The following is a 17,340-nucleotide window of genomic DNA, read 5'->3' as shown; positions in this document are numbered from 1 at the left end:
TCAGGACAGGAAGTGCTTGTAAATCTTCTCCATTTCGTGCCGCAGAATCTTGCCGGTCGTGCTGCGTGGGAAGTCCTCGAAGCGGATGAAATGGACCGACTTCGGCCGCTTGTAGCCGGCGAGCGCGTCCCGGCAGAGTGCATCGACCTCGGCCTCTTTCAGCGCCTCATCCGCACGGGCGACGAATGCGACCGGCACTTCGCCCCACTTCGGATCGGACTTGCGCACGACGACGGCGTCGGCGATCCGTGCGTCGGCAAGCAGCACCCGCTCGATCTCTGCCGGGTAGATGTTTTCGCCGCCGGATTTGATCATGTATTTGGCGCGATCGACGAAATCGTAAGAGCCGTCCGGATTGCGCCGCAGCAGGTCGCCCATGCGAAACCACCCGCCGGCGAAGTCGCGGGCATTGGTCTCCTCCGCATTCCAGTATCCGCTGAACACCGTCGGCCCGCGCACCGCAGCCTCGCCCGGTTCGCCGTCCGCAACGTCCTTGCCGTTCGGGTCCAGCAGCCTGAGTTCGCAAAGCGAGCTTTTGCGCTTTGAAAGCGTCTCGGGGATCGTGCCCGGCGGGATCAGCATGGCGGAGACCGGCGGCAAGCCGGTCTCCGTCGAACCAAAACTGTTGAGATAGGGAGCGTTGGCGAGGCCGGACAGTTCGGCGATCAGCTTCTTGGGGACGAGATCGGCCATCGCGCCAATGACGCGGATGCCTTTTGCCCGCCTTCCGCTTGACTTCAGCAGCTCGACGACGGGCTCGATGGAGCCGGGCATCAGCAGCACCCAGCCGAGCAGATGGCGCTCCATGATCGCGACGATGCGTTCGGCGTCGAACCCGTCGATCACATGCACGGTTGCCCCGGACATCAGCGCACCAAGCACTTGATCTGTCGAGCCCATATGGAACATCGGGGCCCAGGCGATGAACCCGTCCTGTTCGGTACAGCGCAGGTCGAGGCGCAGCGCCGCCATTCGCGCGATCTCCGCGCGGTGGCTGATCGCCGCGCCCTTCGGCAGGCCGGTCGTGCCGCTGGTGTAGAGGATGATCAGGGGATCCTCGGCTTCGACCTCCGGCATGGACTGAGGGGACGCTACGCCCTGGATCAGAGCCTCGTAGTCGCGCTCGATAATGTGCACCGGCACGTCGACCAAGGCTTCGACGCGCGCCGCGAAGCGTTCGGACGCGATGATCAGCGACGGCGAAACCAGGGCCACGCAATGCCTCAGCTCCGTCGGCGCGAGCCGCCAGTTCTGGCAGGCGACGATCGCCCCGATGAAGGCGGCCGCGAGCTGGATCTCGATGTATTCGTGACGATTCTCGGAGAGCAATGCGATCCGTTTGCCGCGTGTCACGCCCATCCCGAGCAGCGTTCCGGCGAGCTTTCTCACCCTGGCATCGAGTTCGGCATAGGTCAGCCTGAGTTCGCCCTGTTCAATCGCAAGAGCCGCCGCATCGCGTGAAACCTGCGCGGCGAAGAGTTCATAGACCGTCAATCCGCCGGCACGATGGATGCTTGCGGCGGAATTTTGGCTTCCGTTTCTTTCCATCAGACCCTCCCTGGAAGATATCGTCTTTTCTTGCTCGGGCTGCTGCTGCGCACCGCCGGTGCCGATTCGGCATCGAGCCTCTCCAGTCGTGCAACGGCTTGTTCGAGACGCAGTGCGATGGTCTGGTCCCGCGGCTGGTTGGCCGGTGCTTTCGCCAGCCCACCGAGCACCAGATCAACAATCGCGTCAGCGACGTGGTTCGAATCGAAGTCGCCTTCGCCGCGCAGATAGGCCCAGGTGCGATGCTCCACGCAGCCATACATCATGTCGCGCACCAGCCGCAGCGGGATATCGCCGCGCAGTTCGCCCGCATCGATGCCTTCCCGCACGATATCGAGCGTACGGTGCGTGTACTTCCGGTTGAGCTCGTGCACTGCGGTCGCGCTGTAGTCCGCGCCCGAGCGAATGATCTGGAACATCAGATGGCAAAGCGCCGGCTCCTCGTGCACCGTCTCGAGGTGCCGCCAGACCATGTAGCGCAGGCGGTTGCGCGTGCCGCGGATGCCGGAAAGCTGCTGATCGTAGTCCGACAGCATCGCCTCGTACCAGTCCTCGATCACCTTCACGAGGAGGTCGCGCTTGTTCTCGAAATAGCGGTAGATGCTGCCTTCGACGACATCGGCCCGCTCGGCGATGTCGGACAGCAGCGCCTCCTCATAGCCCTTTTCGACGAAGACCGCGCGTGCGGCCCGCATGATTTCGGCAACCCGCTGTTCGCGCGGCAGGCGCACCGCCTGGCGGCGGCCCGGAATGGTCATGATGACCTCTTTCCGTTGACGGCGAAGCCGGGCGGACGCCGCTCGGCGAAGGCCGTCATGCCCTCGCGCCAGTCGGGAGCGCCTGCGACATGCCGGACTGCGTCGAGCGCGATTTCGTCCGCCTCATCCGGGTTCGCCGTTTCGCACGCGTAGATCGCCGCCTTCGATGCGGCGATCGCCGTCGGGCTGCAGAGCAATAGCCGGCGCGCCAGCGCGAGCGCCGCTTCCGACAGTTCCTCCCGGTCGTGCACCGCGGTGACAAGTCCCGCCGATAACGCCTGCTCGGCTGACCATTGATCGGCGAGGAGGATCATCTCGAGCGCCCTGGCGCGGCCGACAATCCTGGCCAGCAGTTGAAGGCCTCCGGCGCCCGGCACCGCGCCGAGCCGCGCTTCCGTGAGGCCAATCCGCGCTCGCGCCGCCATCAGCCGGAAGTCGCAGGACAGCGCGAGTTCGCAGCCGCCACCGAGCGCGAAGCCATTGATCGCCGCGATCGTGGCGAAGGGGGCGTCCTGAAGTTTTCGAAATGCGGCGACGATCGATTTCACATAGACGTCGCGGATGCCGGCGGGATCGTCGGCGAGGCCGGCTGCCGGGTCGGTGAAGTAGGTGATGTGCGCGCCCGAGCAGAAGGCTCGTCCGTCCCCCGTCATGATGACGACGCGCGCACGTTCAGCCAACGCAGTGTCCAGCGCGTGATGCAGGCTCTCGATCAACTCGAAGGTCAGGGTGTTGAGCTCCGAACCGCGGGCGAGCGTGAGGCGCGCCACCTCGGGCAGCGGCCAGTCGAGCCGTATGGCGTCGGCCGAACCGTTTTGTCTTTCCATCGACTTTCTCCTCGCGTTGTCAGGTCGCGGAGCCTGCTGCGAAGTTCCCGGTTGACAAACACCAGCTCCTCATCGCTAATAAAGACAATTCATTATTCTTCGCTCACGCGCAAGCACCATTCAAAAGGTGTCGTGAAATTACGAGGAGGGTGAATGTGGTGGAGGAAATAGCTTGAAAATGAGGAAAGAGGGCATTTGGCCTGCCTCGAGGGCGGTGGCTATTCGCGTCTCGTCACGGCGTGGCCGCGCGACAGGTTTTGCTGCTACGCCGTCATTGATAAATATCATTCATCAACGACTTGGGCCGATCCAGGCCATGAGGCCGGCATGCTGGCCCTGAACAACATCCAGGTGCTCTACGACAAGTCGATCGAGGCGGTGCGCGACGTCTCGCTCGAAGTACCCGCGGGCGCCATTGTCGCCCTGCTGGGTTCGAACGGCGCCGGCAAGTCCACCATCCTCAAGGCGATCTCCGGCGTGCTCGGCCAGGAGGACGGCGAAATCACCAGCGGGGTGATCCATCTCGAAGGCAACGCTATCTCGGGCGAGACGCCGCGCGCCATCATTCAGCACGGCCTGCTTCAGGTTCCTGAAGGCCGCGCGCTGTTCGCGACGCTGACGGTCGAAGAGAATCTGCTGATGGGCGGTTTCACGCGAACCCGCGCCGAGACCGCCGAAGAGCTCGAGCGGGTCTACACTTTATTCCCGCGGGTCCACGAGCGCAGGACCCAGACCGCGGGCTATCTCTCCGGCGGCGAGCAGCAGATGGTGGCGATCGGCCGCGCGCTGATGGGCCGTCCGCGTCTCCTGATGCTCGACGAACCCTCACTCGGGCTCGCGCCTCAGATCGTGGATGTGATCTTCGAGGCCATCCTCGGCCTCAACCACAACACCGGCCTCACCGTGCTGCTGGTCGAGCAGAACGCTCAACTCGCACTCCAGGTCTCATCCTATGGATACATCATCGAGAATGGCCGCATCGTGCTCGACGGCAAGGCGGAAAAACTGCGAGCCAACGACGACGTGCAGGAATTCTACCTCGGATTCGCCGGCGGGGCGCGGAAAAGCATGCGCGACGTGAAGCACTACAAGCGGCGCAAGAGGTGGCTGTCATGACGGCGCTGCTTCAATTGGAGGGAGTCACCAAGCGTTTCGGAGGACTGACGGCGGTCAACGACGTCAGCCTCACGGTGGGACGCGGCGAGATCTACAGCCTGATCGGTCCCAACGGTGCGGGCAAGACGACGTTGTTCAACCTGATCAGCGCGGTGTTCCGTCCGACCTCGGGCACGATCACGTTCGAGGGCAAGAACCTGACGCGGGCGCCGACCTATACGCTGGCGCGATTGGGGATCGCCCGCACGTTCCAGAACCTGGCGGTCTTCAAGCATGAGACGGTCGTCAACAATCTCCTGGTCGGGATGCACGCCCATCTGCGCAGTGATCCGCTGTCCGCCGCGATCTTCTGGGGCAGGGCGCGGAACGAGGAGCTCCGGGCGCGCGAGCGCGTCGAGGAGATCATCGAGTTCCTGGAGATCGAGGACATCCGCGACCACACCGTCGGCACGCTGTCCTATGGCCTGCAGAAGCGTGTCGAGCTCGGACGGGCGCTCGCGATCTCGCCGAAGCTGCTGCTGCTCGACGAGATGGTCTCCGGCATGAACCTCGAGGAGCGCGAGGACATCGCCCGTTTCATTCTCGATCTGAAGGACGAATTCGGCATGACCATCTTCATGGTCGAGCATGACATGGGCATCGTGATGGATATTTCGGACCATGTCTGCGTGGTCAATTACGGCCGCAAGATCGCCGAGGGACGTCCTGCCGAGGTCGCAGCCAATCCGGCCGTCATCGAGGCTTATCTCGGCTCCAAGCGGGCTGCGGCATGAAGCTCAGTTCCAGCCAGATCTCTTCCATGACGCTGCCGCAGATTCTCAAACTGCGCGCGGAAACCCATGGCGATGCGCTGGCCTTGCGCGAAAAGGACCGCGGGCTGTGGCGACGCACGACCTGGAAGGGCTATTTCGAGCAGGCCAGACTGTTCGCGATCGGCCTTTATGCCATCGGCTTTCGCGCCGGCGACCGCCTCGCGATCGCTGGCGACGATGCGCCGGAATGGCTGATCGCCGATCTGGCCGCGCAGATGCTCGGAGGCGCGGGGCTCGGGATCTATCCGACCAATCCCTGGCCGGAGCTGCAATACATCGTCCGCCATTCGCGCGCGAAAATCGTCGTCTGCGGCGACCAGGAGCAGACCGACAAGGTCATCGATGCGCGCCGCAACGAAGGCGGCCTGCCCGATCTCACCACGATCATCTGCATCGACATGAAGGGCATGCGTCACTACGCGGAAGAGGGCCTGATGTCCTTTGACGCGGTGATCGAGCTCGGTCGGAAGAGCGAAGCCGAGCTGGGGCCGCGCGTCGACGCTGCGCTTGCGGCGGGGCAGCCGGACGATGTCGCGATCATCGTCTATACGTCCGGCACGACCGGCATGCCAAAGGGCGCGATGCTGACCCATCGCAACATGCTCTATTCGAGCGCCGAAACCGTCGCGATCCACGGGCTCGACGAGAGCAGCTACTCGGTGCTCTGCTATCTGCCGCTTTGCCACGTCGCGGAGCGCTGCTTCTCGACCGTGATGCAGATGGTGACGGGCTGCGTGGTCAGCTTCGCCGAATCCGTCGACACCGTCGTGGTCAATTTGCGCGAGATCGCGCCGAAAGGATTCCTCGGTGTGCCGCGCATCTGGGAGAAGATGCAGCAAAGCGTGCTCTATCGGCTCAAGGACACGACGCCGCTGCAGCGCTACGTGGTCGAGGCCTGCCTCGCCCGCGGCCGCCCCATCGCGCTGCGCCGGCTCGCCAACGGCGGCAGACTGGCCACGATGGCCGATCGGCTGATGTACACGCTGCTCTGGCTCGTCTGCTTCCGCAGCCTGCAACATTATCTCGGGATCAACCGCGTGCGGGCCGGCTTCTGCGGCGGAGCGACTGTCTCGCAGGAAGTGCTGCTGTTCTTCTGGATTCTCGGCATACCGCTGTACCAGATCTACGGCATGACCGAGAGCGCGGGCGTCTGCCACACCCAGCGTCCGGGCGACACGCGGCTCGGCTCTTCGGGCCGGCACATCAGCGGGCTCGAGCAGAAGCTCGGCCCGGATGGCGAACTCCTGATCCGCGCGCCGAGCGTGTTCAAGGGCTATCTGTTCGACGAGGCCGCGACCGCCCGGGCTATCACCGATGGCTGGCTGCATACCGGCGATATCGTCGAGATCGAGGGCGATAGCGGCATCCGGGTGCTCGACCGCAAGAAGGACATTCTGATCACGTCGGGCGGCAAGAACATCACGCCCTCGCTGATCGAGAACGCGCTCAAGGATTCACCCTACATCCGCGAAGCGATCCTGCTTGGCGACGGACGCCATTTCCTGGCGGCGCTGATCCAGATCGACCTCGAGAGCACCGGAAAGTGGGCGCAGGAACTGAACATCCAATACACCAACTATCGCTCGCTCGCCCAGAACGACAAGGTGAGGGAGCTGGTGGAGGAAGAGGTCAAGCGCGTCAATGACCGTTTCGCGCGGGTCGAGAACGTTCGCAAGTTCGTCATCCTGGCCAAGGAGCTCGACCATGATGACGGCGAACTGACCGCGACCATGAAGGTGCGCCGCAAGGTCATCGAGGAGAAATTCCGCGAAGAGATCGCGACCATCTACGGGAGCGCCGCCTGATGGATTTCCTCATGCTGCTGATCTCCACCGGGCTGGTCTCGGGCGCCGCCTACGGCCTGATCGCGATGGGCTTCGCCCTGGTCTACAAGTCGACGGGCGTTGTGAACTTCGCGCAAGGCGAGATCGTGATGCTCACCGCCTACATCGCCTTCAGCATCGCCAACGGCCTCCATCTTTCGTTCGTTCCGCTGGTGCTGGTGACGATTCCGATCTCGATGCTCATTGGCCTCGTGCTCGAACGAATCTTCATCCGCCCGATGCTCGGCGAACCCGTGTTCGCGATCGTGATGGCGACCGTGGGTCTTGCCGTGATCCTGCGCAGCGCCACGATCATGATCTGGGGATCGGAGCCGTTCAATTTCACCGCGGGGATGTCGACGGCCGTCATCAAGCTCGGCGGCATTCCGTTCTATCCGGCGCAGCTTTACCTGATGGCTGCCTTGGGAATGGTCGTGCTCGCCATCTGGCTGTTCCTGCGCTTCAGCCGATACGGCATCGCCATGCGCGCGGTGGCGGCAAACGAGACCGCTGCGCTGCTGACCGGTGTCAGCGTCAACCAGGTCCACGCCTTGGCCTGGATGCTGTCCTCGGGGATCGCCGCGGTCGCCGGCCTGCTGTTCGCGGCCAATTTCAAGCTAGCGCCGGACATCTGGTTCCAGGGGCTGAAATCCTTCCCGGCCGTGATCCTCGGTGGAATGGATTCGGTGACCGGGGCGGCGCTCGGCGGATTGATCATCGGCCTGATCGAGAACCTGTCGCAGGGTTACATCGGTGAGGGCATGCGGGAGATCGCTGGCTTCATCGTCATCATCCTCGTGCTGATGATCCGGCCGTACGGACTGTTCGGCAGTCGCGACATTGAGCGGGTCTGATCATGCGAACAGGACATTTCAAGGAAAATCCGGGGCAGCTCGTCGCGCTCAGTGACAGCAGGGTCGTGTGGACCTGGTTTGCCGGAATGCTTTGCGTGATGGTGCTTGCACCTTTCCTGATCGGAAATTACGGCCTCACGCTGGTGGTTTCCTCACTGATCGCCATCATCGGCGCGGTCGCGCTCAACATGCTCACCGGTCAGACCGGACTGATCTCGCTCGGACAGGCGGGCTTCCTCGCCGTCGGGGCCTATTCCAATGCGCTCCTGCTCACGGACTATCACTGGCCGGTCTGGCTGACGCTTCCGGCGTCCGGCCTGATCGCCGCGCTGATCAGTCTTCTCGTGGGCATTCCCTCGCTGCGGCTCAAGGGGCTGTATCTGGCGATTACCACGCTGGCCTTCTCCTTCATCATCAGCCATGTCATCCTCTATGCGGAGGGAGTGACGCATGGTCCCAATGGCGTCTTCGTGAAGGGCGCCACGATCTTCGGTTACGACGTCCAGAAGGGCGTGCCGCTCTATTACCTGGTGCTGGGCTTGACCGTTGCGACCATTCTGGCCGCCCTCAACATCTCGCGGACGCGGATCGGGCGCGCCTGGATGGCGATCCGCGATCATGACATTGCCGCGCGGGTGATGGGCATCGACCTCGTGCGATACAAGCTGCTGGCATTTGCGATCAGTTCGTTCTTCGTAGGTATCGCAGGTGCGCTGATGTCGCTGCAGCTGCGCTTCGTCAATGTCGACGTGTTCGCGCTGATTCTCTCCATCGAGGCGCTGGCGATCATCATTCTCGGCGGCCTCGGCTCGATAGCAGGCGCAGTGCTCGGCGCGATCTTCCTGTCGTTTCTGCCCGAGACGTTGCGGCTGTTCTTCTCGATGTTTGCCGACGAGAAATCCGCGCTGTTCACCGACTACGTCTACGAGATCCGCGGTGCGGCCTACGGCGTCGTCATCGTGCTGTTTCTGCGCTTCAAGCCCGAGGGCCTGATCGGCGTCTGGAAAGACGCGCGCAAATACTGGAGCAACTGGCCACTCGCATACTGACAAGACATCTCAACTTCGCCGGGAGGGTATCATGAGAACAAGCATTATTACATGTGCCGCAGCATTGCTGCTGTCGACGGTTGCGTACGCGGCCGAACCTGGGGTGACGGATACCGAGATCAAGGTCGGTGACGTCAACATCATGACCGGCCCGGCGGCCTTCGTCGGCAAGGGTTTTGCGCTGGGCTCCAAGATCGCCGCGGCCGAGATCAACGCCGCGGGAGGCATCAACGGACGCAAGCTGACCGTCATCACGGAAGACGATGGCTACATTCCGGCCCGCTCGTTCCAGGCGCTGACCAAGCTGATCGAGGTCGACGGCATCTTCGCGCTCAACGGCACGTCCGGCACCGCCAACGTGCTCGCGATGATGCCGCTGATCACCGAGCACAACCTGCCGACCGTCGTCACCGAAGCTCCGGCCAAGCTGGTCTACACGCCGGTCCGTCCATCAGTCTTCACGTTCGGCGCCAATTACGAGGATGCCTTCTACGCGCAGCTGAAATACATTCACGACAACATGGAAGGTAAGGATGCGGTCTACGGCATCCTTCGGCAGGATGATGACTTCGGCAAGGACGTCGAAGCCGGTTTCAACCGCGCGGTGAAGGAGTTCGGCGGCAAGGCCGCAGTCCGCGTCGCCTTCAAGAAGGGGACCACCAACTTCTCCGCCGAGATGGCGCAGATGAAGCAGGCCGGCGTGACCGTGCTGGCCAATGGCGGGATCTTCGCGGGCGCCGCCAATATCCTCGCCGAGGCCCGCAAGCTCGACATGAAGATCCAGTCGGCGGGCGTCTGGAGCGAAGGTATCCCGGCCTCCGCTGCCCTGTCCGCGCCGGCCGGCTACGACTTCATGGTCGCCGATTACGTTTCGCTGGTCGGCCCGGCCAATGACAAGTTCAAGGTGCTGGCGAAGAAGTTCGTCACCGACGACGAGCTCTCCAACATCAGTCGCTACACCTATGTCGCCTATATCGGGCTGAAGACGCTGGCCGAGGGCATGAGGCAGTGCGGCAAGGAGCTGACGCGCACCTGCACCATCGAGAAGTTGAGGGGCTTGAAGAATTTCGAGACCGGCGGCCTCAGCGCCCCGATCAGTTTCGATAATCCCCTGCAACTCTCGGGAACGGCCGTCGGCGTCTACCAGTTCGACACCAAGGCGAACGCGTTCAAGGCCCTGAGCGAGTTCAAGCAGTATTAGTCGAGACCGGGCTCTGCGGGCCGCCGCGGAGTCCGGATGTTTCTCCTTTGGGATGATTCCGATGCCAATTCCGAGTCGGTTCGCCAACCGCCTGACCGTCCCGGTCGTGGCCGCACCGATGTTCCTGATCTCCGGTCCGGATCTCGTCGTCGGTTGCTGTCAATCCGGCGTGGTTGGTACGTTCCCCGCGCTCAACGCGCGCACCACGGAGGGTTACGCCGGTTGGCTTGACGAGATCGGCCAGCGTCTGGCTGCCTTGCCGAGAGCCGCGCCCTTCGGCGTCAATCTCGTCGTGCATCGAAGCAATTCCCGGCTCGAGGCCGATCTCGCCCTCACCATCGCGCGCAAGGTGCCGCTGGTGATTACGTCCCTCGGCCTCAACCGCGACCTGATCGCAGCGGTGCATGATTACGGTGGTCTTGTCTTTCACGACGTCACCAATCTCAAATTCGCGGCCAAGGCGGCGGAGGCCGGCGTCGACGGGCTGATCGCTGTCACCTTCGGCGCGGGCGGCCATGCCGGCATGATCAGCGCCTTTGCCGCGCTGCAGGAAATCCGCAGCATCTTCGACGGCGTGTTGCTGCTCGGCGGCTCGATCAGCAATGGCGCGCAGATTGCCGCCGCGCGGCTGATGGGCGCTGATATGGCCTATGTCGGGACACGCTTCATGGCGACGCAGGAAAGTCTTGCCGTCGAGCGCCTGAAGCAAATGCTGGTGGAATCCAAGGCGGCCGACATTGTCTACACTCCGGCGATCAGCGGCATCGCCGGCAACTTCCTGCGCCAGAGCATTGCCGCAGCGGGGCGGGATCCCGACAATCTCACGCCTCCGCAGCAGCTTGATTTCGGCACCACCGACGCCAAGGCCTGGAAGGACATCTGGGCCGCCGGCCAGGGCGTCGGCGGGATCGAGACCATTCCACCGGTGCAGGATCTCTGCCGCCAGCTGGCCCGCGAATATGAAACGAGCCTCGCCACCGCCGGCCAGTTCAGTTGCCGGCAGGCGAGCTAAAGCATGATCCGGAAAAGTGTGGAGCGGTTTTCCGAAGAGATCATGCTCAAACGAGAGCCACGGAGCCCCACGATGCCGCATCGCCATGACCCGTCGCCTCCGCCGATGGCCGCCGCGGCCCAGGCTGCCGCATGTTCCTCAACCACCATCGACAGTGTGTTCCGCCGTGCCTTCACTGTCTTCGCGGATCGCGTTGCCGTAACCTCCGAGCACGGCTCCCTGACCTATGCCGAGCTGCGACAACGTTCGTGGCGTCTTGCAGGCGCGCTGGCGAATCTCGGATTGCAGCGCGGTGGGCGGATCGCCGTGCTGTGCGAGACCCGACCCGAATATATCGAGGCTTATGCCGCCTGCGCGGCGCTCGGCGTCACCGTCGTTGCACTGAACATCCGGCTGCATCCGGAGGAATTGCTTCATTGCCTCGAAAAGACGCTGCCCAGCGTCGTGATCGCCTCTGGCACCCACGCTGCCGCGATCGTTCCGTCGCGCGACCGCGCTCCCTTCCTCGAGCACTGGATCGGCCTCGACGGTTTCGAAAGCAAGGGTTGGCTCGACTATGAAGCGTTGCTCGCGGCCGCCGCGCCGGACGAGCCGCCCCTCGTCGCTTCCCCCGAGGACATCCACAACGTCCTCTTCACCAGCGGCACCACCGGGCGACCGAAGGGCGCCATGATCAGCCAGCGCGCCGCTGCGATCCGAGGCCTCAGGCTGGCGCAATGGTTCGGACTCACCGGAGCTGACGGCTTCGTCGGCTGGCTACCTCTATTCCACTGCGGCGGCGACGAGTCGCTCTACGCGACCTTGATCACGGGCGGCATCTACGCCACCTTCGCCAAGGCCGATGCCGAGACGATGTTTCGCGCAATGGAGCGTTATCGCCTGACCTGGACCCTGCTGTTGCCGGGCGTCCTGACCGATGTCCTCAACCATCAACGCCGCGGTGACTACGATCTTTCGAGCTTCCGCTTTGCGATCGGCTACGCCAACATGATGCCGGATATCGTCGCGCAGCTCACCACAACCTTCAAAATCGATTTCTATGATGCCTTCGGCCAGAGCGAGGTTTCCTATCTGCTGGCACATGGCGTCTGCCGTCCCGGCGAGAAGCCGAGCCTACGCAAGCAACCGAGCCCGCTGCTCGACGTTCGCATCGTGGATGATGCGATGAACGAGGTGCCGAACGGCCAGGCCGGCGAATGCGTGGTGCGAGGGCCGAGCGTCATGAGCGGCTACCTCGACGATCCCAAGGCCAATGAGGAGGTGTTCCAGGGCGGCTGGCTTCATACCGGCGACCTGCTGCGGCGCGAGTCCGACGGCACGCTGACCTATGTCGACCGCAAGCGTTATCTGATCAAGAGTGGTGGCGAAAATGTCTATCCGGCGGAGGTCGAGCAGGTGATCGCGCGCCACCCCGCCGTGCAGGAAGTTTGCGTGCTCGGCATCCCGGACCCGCATTGGGGTGAAACGATCAAGGCCGTGCTGGTGCTGCGCCAGAATCAGCAGGCCTCGGCAGCTGATATCGTCGCCTGGTGCCGCGAGCATTTGGCCGGCTACAAGCGCCCGCGCTTCATCGAATTCGTGCGGCCCGAACAACTTCCGCGCAGCACCACCGGCAAGCTCCAGCGGCATGAGCTCGCCAAATGGCCTGTGACGGAGGCGCAGAAAGTGTAGTGGTCACGGTTGCGGCGATAAGACGATAAGATCAGATAGCCGACGGGAGCGCGAAGGCCCGAAGTAATGGGAGGTGCAGATGAATCACGGCTTGCTGCTTGGAACGTCACTGCTATTGCTGTCCGTGCTGGTGGCGAGCAGCGACCCCTGCCGCGCAGAGAACGGTCCTGCCGCGCGGCCCGGCGCGGAGCAGCTCAAGGCCGCTTGTTCGACGCTTGCCGGTCGTGTCATTCCCGCCGCGTCGATCGGACTGCCAAGCGGCGACGCCAGCGTTGCCTCGGCTGTCATCGTCGTCGCCAACGCCGCGGCCACGCCAGCGACGCCCGATTTCTGCAAGGTGCTCGGCAGCATCGCACCGATCGATCCCGCCGCGCAGCTGATCAATTTCGAGATCAACCTGCCGATCTCCTGGAACGGCAAGGCGCTGCAATATGGCGGTGGCGGATACAACGGCGTGCTGATCACCGGACTTGCGCCGTTGCGCGACGCAGCGCCCGACGATCCGCTCCCGCTGATGCGCGGCTATGCGACCTTCGGAACCGATTCCGGTCACCAGGCGTCCGCTTATGCGCCGGCTAACGTGGCGCAGTTCGGCCTCAATGACGAAATGCTCCTGAACTACGCTTACGCCTCCTACAAGAAGGTCAAGGACGTCAGCGTGGATGTGATCCGCGCGTTTTACGACCAGTCGCCATCCCGGACGTATTATTTCGGTGGCTCCGAGGGAGGGCGCGAGGGCCTGACGATGGCCCAGCGCTTCCCGGCGGATTACGACGGCATCGTCAGCGTCGTGCCGGCGATTCAAATCTCGATGATTTTCCAGGCTTTCGTTCATCATGAGGCGCCACAGCTTCGAGGCGGATGGGTATCGCCCGCGAAAGTCGGCATGTTCGCGAAATTCGTCGCCGACCGCTGCGATGCGCTGGACGGACTCGCGGACGGCGTGATCAACAACTATCTCGGCTGTCCCGCAAAGATCGATCTGCAGCAATTGCGCTGTGCCGACGGTGCGGACAGCGGCGATACCTGTCTCTCCGACAAGCAGATTGCAGCCATCGCGGCCGTCCATTCGCCCTATACCCTGCCGTTTCCGGTCGCAAACGGCCTCTCGACCTATCCAAAGTGGCTGTACGGCAACGAGATCACGCCGGACCCTCGCAGCCCGCATATGGTGCGGTGGGTGACAGGAGCAGCCGTGCCGACGTCAGTCGTGGACCCGGAGACGTCTTCGATCCACTGGCTGTATGGCGCGAATTTTGTTCGGTTCTTCGTCACCAAGGACGCGACGTTCGATCCGGGTGCGTTCGATCCGGAAAAATTTCGCGATCGCCTGCTGCAATTGTCTGAATTGCTCGATTCGACGAACCCGGATCTGTCGGTATTTTTCGCGCGCGGCGGCAAGTTGATCATTCGCTCCAACTCCGGCGATCTTGCGCTCAGCCCGCTCTCGGCCATCAATTACGTCGATGCCGTTACGGCAAGGATCGGGAAATCAACCGTCGATCAATCCGTTCGTCTCTTCATATCGCCCGCCTCCACGCATTCAGGGCCGGCGACGAGCGTGACCGACGGCAAGCTGGTGCCGACCATGGTCGATCTGCTCGACCCGCTGGACAAGTGGGTCAACGAGGGCGTGCCGCCGGCGGATGCGTTGGTCCAGACCGTCAAAGAGACGGCCGCGCCGTTCAAGCTCCTGGCATCCCGTCCGATGTGCCGTTACCCGAACTATCCTCACTACGCTGGCGGCGACCGTCTGCGCGCCGAAAGCTATCGGTGCATGCCGTCGTCGCCATGAACGGTCTTGAGATCGTCCAAATGCGAAACGGACCAGCCCGAACATTTCACGTTGTCGAAAATGATGCGGCCGACCGAATCCGGCCGGCTGTTGTGGCGGACCAGGGGGGCGCTTCGCTACGGGAGACCGGCTTGCGAAGCCGTAGCTGCGAAGCAGCGAAGGCTGGTGCCCCTGGCCGACAATCGCTTACTACCATAACGGTTTGAAATCATAATGATTCTTGTCACCCGTTGCTGCCGATACCAGCAGAAATACCAGCAGGAGGGCACGCGACATTGGCTGGCAAAAACAAATCAGCAAGCGCTCTACAGCAGGCACGGTCCAGGCGGTTCTTGTCTCCACAATCACCCGACCGGAATCGAACCCCGCTCGGACTCAAAATCTTTGGAGGAGGCAGGCACTTACTCAGCAGCTTCAAGTGGAATGATTAAAAACCGTTGGTTCGACTCCCACTCTCTCCGCCATTTGTGCGATTTTCTGCGCCTGCCCACGACTTTGTATGATTCTGTGCCCCCGACTGAGACGATCTAGGGCCATCCCTTGCAGTCGCGCAGTTCGGGCTCATGGCGCGGCGACTGGATCGCTACCGACGCCGGTGCCATTCAATATGCAGGTGCAGCATGCACCGTGAGAGTGAAAGTAGCTACCAGTTGGCCAGGCGACCGATTTGGTTTGCCTATTCTTGAGGCCCGACTACAGGGATTGCTTCACCTCCCCGCAAGTCGTTCAGCTGGACGCCTGTCACGGCATGCTTGAACGCTAGCTCGATTATGCCGATGATCTGTGTCGCAGCCTCTTCCGGCGGCAGTCCCGCCGGGCGAATATTGGATATGCAGTTTCGGTTTGAATCCATCGTGCCGATCCGTGGCCGCCACGTCATGTAGGCGCCGAGCGAGTCCGCCGCGGACAGACCCGGACGTTCGCCGATCAGGACGACGACCAGCCCCGCGCCAAGCATTTCACCAATCTCGTCACCGATCGCGACGCGTCCCTGCTCGACCAGAACGAGGGGACCGATTGTGAGGCCCCGGGCCAACAACAGCCGTCGCAGATGATCGAGCAATGGCTGAAGGTTGATCTCGATGGCCGAAGCGGAGAGACCATCGGCGGCGACGATCGCGATATTGTCGCCACGCCGCAGGCCCTCGATGGCAAGACGTCCCTCGGGCGAAAGGCGGCGTCCCAGATCCGGGCGGCGCAGATACTCGGTCCGATCGGCCGCAGCGCTCCGGACGGTAACGGCGCTCCAGCCTCGCTCTCGAAGCGATTGTCCAATCGCCTCGAAATCAAGTGCAGCGTGAACGGCGTCGCGTGCGCGGGCATGATCGAGCATGAAGCGGAGGCTCGTCCCGGTCGGTTGCCCGGACCCGGCGCGACCGAGCGCGATGCGCGCCGGCGTGAATTGTCGCAGGCGCGCGAGTTGGTCGGTCGTTGCGAGCTGATCGCTTTTTCCGGGACCGTCGTCGCGCATGATCAGGCCTTCATCGCCTCGATCAGCGCTAGGGCCGGGCCGATCGTTCCGGATGTGACTTGCTCGAGCGGGCGGCCGTCCAAATCGGCAAGGCCGGTTCGTTGCAGCCAGTTCTCGAACTCCGGCGCGCAACGCCGGCCGAGAGCCTGGCGGACGTAGAGGATGTCGTGAAACGCCAGGCTCTGATAGTTCAGCATGACGTCGTCGGCGCCGGGGACCGCGATGACGAAGCTGACGCCCGCGGCGCTGAGCAGCGTCAGCAGCGCATCCATGTCGTCCTGATCGGCTTCGGCGTGGTTGGTGTAGCAGACGTCACATCCCATCGGCACGCCGAGCAGTTTTCCGCAGAAATGGTCCTCGAGCCCGGCCCGCGTGATTTCCTTGCCGTTGTAGAGATATTCGGGGCCGATGAAGCCGACGACGGTGTTGACCAGCAGCGGCTTGAAGTGCCGTGCGATGGCGTAGGCGCGCGCCTCCATCGTCTGCTGGTCCAGCCCAAAATGCGCATCGGCGGACAATGCGCTGCCTTGTCCGGTCTCAAAATACATGACGTTGCGGCCGACTTTGCCGCGATTCAACGAAAGCGCAGCATCGTGGGCCTCGGCGAGGGTGGACAGGCTGATCCCGAATCCACGGTTGGCTTTTTCCGAGCCGGCAATGGATTGAAAGACGAGATCGACAGGGGCGCCGAGATTGATGGCCTGGATCGCGGTCGTGACATGACCCAAGCAGCAGGTCTGCGTCGGAACATCGAGGCGCTGGCGGACCTCGTCGAGTAGGCTGACGATGCGCATATAATCCTGCAACGTATCGGTCGCGGGATTGACGCCGATCACGGCGTCGCCGGCGCCAAACAGCAGTCCGTCCAGCAGGCTCGCGGCAATGCCGCGGGAATCGTCGGTCGGATGGTTCGGTTGCAGCCGCGTGGAGAGCCGGCCGGGCAATCCGATGGTGTTGTGGAAGGCCGTCACGACGCTGCATTTGGCGGCGACCGCGATGAGGTCCTGCGCGCGCATGATCTTGGAGACCGCAGCAGTCATTTCCGGGGTCAGGCCGGGGGCCAGCGCCGTCAGCTGGCCTGTCGTGGTCCCGGTGTCGAGGAGCCATTCGCGAAACCCGCCCACGGTCAGATGCGACACCGGTTCGAATGCCGCGAGGTCATGGCCGTCGACGATCAGACGCGTGACCTCGTCGTCTTCATACGGCACGAGATCGACATTCAGGAAGGTCTTGAGCGGAAGATCGGCCAGCGCCATCTGCGCGGCGACGCGCTCGATCGCGCTCTGCGCCGCGACGCCGGCCAGAGCATCACCGGAGCGCGCCGGCGACGCCTTGGCGAGCAGCGTTCTGAGGTCGGGAAAGCTCCAGCGCGTGCCGTTGATCGTGGTGTGGTAGGACATGCG

At 63.2% G+C, this 17,340-nt stretch carries 14 protein-coding genes; 9 read left to right on the top strand and 5 right to left on the bottom strand.

The annotated features are described in order from the left end of the window. The 3 genes from JQ604_RS29105 to JQ604_RS29095 are packed head-to-tail and all read right to left on the bottom strand — an operon-like array spanning window position 1 to window position 3,133. Window positions 1-1,548, bottom strand: coding sequence for a class I adenylate-forming enzyme family protein (locus tag JQ604_RS29105; protein WP_212364126.1), 1,548 nt, complete (start codon window positions 1,546-1,548; stop codon window positions 1-3). After that, entirely contained in the window at window positions 1,548-2,306 is a 759-nt protein-coding gene (locus JQ604_RS29100; RefSeq protein WP_212364125.1) for a TetR/AcrR family transcriptional regulator, read from the bottom strand. Before JQ604_RS29100 ends, JQ604_RS29105 begins: the two co-directional genes overlap by 1 nt. Next, complete coding sequence (locus JQ604_RS29095) at window positions 2,303-3,133, bottom strand: enoyl-CoA hydratase/isomerase family protein (RefSeq protein ID WP_212364124.1); 831 nt, start codon at window positions 3,131-3,133, stop codon at window positions 2,303-2,305. The genes JQ604_RS29100 and JQ604_RS29095 overlap by 4 nt, the downstream gene beginning before the upstream one ends. 327 nt (window positions 3,134-3,460) lie before the next feature. Here JQ604_RS29095 and JQ604_RS29090 point away from each other — a divergent pair, with 327 nt between their 5' ends. The 9 genes from JQ604_RS29090 to JQ604_RS29050 all read left to right on the top strand — a co-directional run bounded on the left by JQ604_RS29090 (window position 3,461) and on the right by JQ604_RS29050 (window position 14,466). Further along, window positions 3,461-4,249: an ABC transporter ATP-binding protein gene (locus JQ604_RS29090; protein ID WP_212364123.1), complete on the top strand. Its 789-nt coding sequence runs from the start codon at window positions 3,461-3,463 to the stop codon at window positions 4,247-4,249. Then, a complete protein-coding gene (locus tag JQ604_RS29085; RefSeq protein ID WP_212364122.1) occupies window positions 4,246-5,022 on the top strand; it encodes an ABC transporter ATP-binding protein in 777 nt (258 codons plus the stop codon). Before JQ604_RS29090 ends, JQ604_RS29085 begins: the two co-directional genes overlap by 4 nt. Continuing rightward, a complete protein-coding gene (locus JQ604_RS29080) occupies window positions 5,019-6,866 on the top strand; it encodes an AMP-dependent synthetase/ligase (protein WP_212364121.1) in 1,848 nt (615 codons plus the stop codon). The genes JQ604_RS29085 and JQ604_RS29080 overlap by 4 nt, the downstream gene beginning before the upstream one ends. Next, window positions 6,866-7,738, top strand: coding sequence for a branched-chain amino acid ABC transporter permease (locus tag JQ604_RS29075; protein ID WP_212364120.1), 873 nt, complete (start codon window positions 6,866-6,868; stop codon window positions 7,736-7,738). The genes JQ604_RS29080 and JQ604_RS29075 overlap by 1 nt, the downstream gene beginning before the upstream one ends. 2 nt (window positions 7,739-7,740) lie before the next feature. Then, window positions 7,741-8,787, top strand: a complete 1,047-nt coding sequence (locus JQ604_RS29070; protein ID WP_212364119.1) for a branched-chain amino acid ABC transporter permease — start codon at window positions 7,741-7,743, stop codon at window positions 8,785-8,787. 31 nt (window positions 8,788-8,818) lie between these two features. Beyond that, the gene (locus tag JQ604_RS29065; RefSeq protein WP_212364118.1) at window positions 8,819-9,988 is read left to right on the top strand and encodes an ABC transporter substrate-binding protein; all 1,170 of its coding nucleotides are present in this window, start codon (window positions 8,819-8,821) and stop codon (window positions 9,986-9,988) included. A gap of 61 nt (window positions 9,989-10,049) precedes the next feature. Next, on the top strand, window positions 10,050-11,000 hold the full coding sequence (locus JQ604_RS29060) for an NAD(P)H-dependent flavin oxidoreductase (protein ID WP_212364117.1): 951 nt from the start codon (window positions 10,050-10,052) through the stop codon (window positions 10,998-11,000). A gap of 72 nt (window positions 11,001-11,072) precedes the next feature. Continuing rightward, window positions 11,073-12,671, top strand: coding sequence for a class I adenylate-forming enzyme family protein (locus JQ604_RS29055; protein ID WP_212364116.1), 1,599 nt, complete (start codon window positions 11,073-11,075; stop codon window positions 12,669-12,671). A 79-nt stretch (window positions 12,672-12,750) separates the two neighbouring features. Then, window positions 12,751-14,466, top strand: a complete 1,716-nt coding sequence (locus JQ604_RS29050) for a tannase/feruloyl esterase family alpha/beta hydrolase (RefSeq protein WP_212364115.1) — start codon at window positions 12,751-12,753, stop codon at window positions 14,464-14,466. Between the two features lie 676 nt (window positions 14,467-15,142). Here JQ604_RS29050 and eutC read toward each other — a convergent pair. Both eutC and JQ604_RS29040 read right to left on the bottom strand, forming a co-directional pair. Next, window positions 15,143-15,937 carry an ethanolamine ammonia-lyase subunit EutC gene (eutC, locus tag JQ604_RS29045; protein WP_212364114.1) on the bottom strand — a complete coding sequence of 265 codons (795 nt, stop codon included), beginning with the start codon at window positions 15,935-15,937 and terminating at the stop codon, window positions 15,143-15,145. 2 nt (window positions 15,938-15,939) lie between these two features. Then, window positions 15,940-17,337, bottom strand: coding sequence for an ethanolamine ammonia-lyase subunit EutB (locus JQ604_RS29040; protein WP_212364113.1), 1,398 nt, complete (start codon window positions 17,335-17,337; stop codon window positions 15,940-15,942). Window positions 17,338-17,340: the final 3 nt, after the last annotated feature.

The organism is Bradyrhizobium jicamae (assembly GCF_018130695.1).
Lineage (GTDB): Bacteria > Pseudomonadota > Alphaproteobacteria > Rhizobiales > Xanthobacteraceae > Bradyrhizobium > Bradyrhizobium jicamae_B.
Note: the sequence above shows the minus strand (reverse complement) of the source record. Positions and strands in the feature narration are given on the sequence as shown.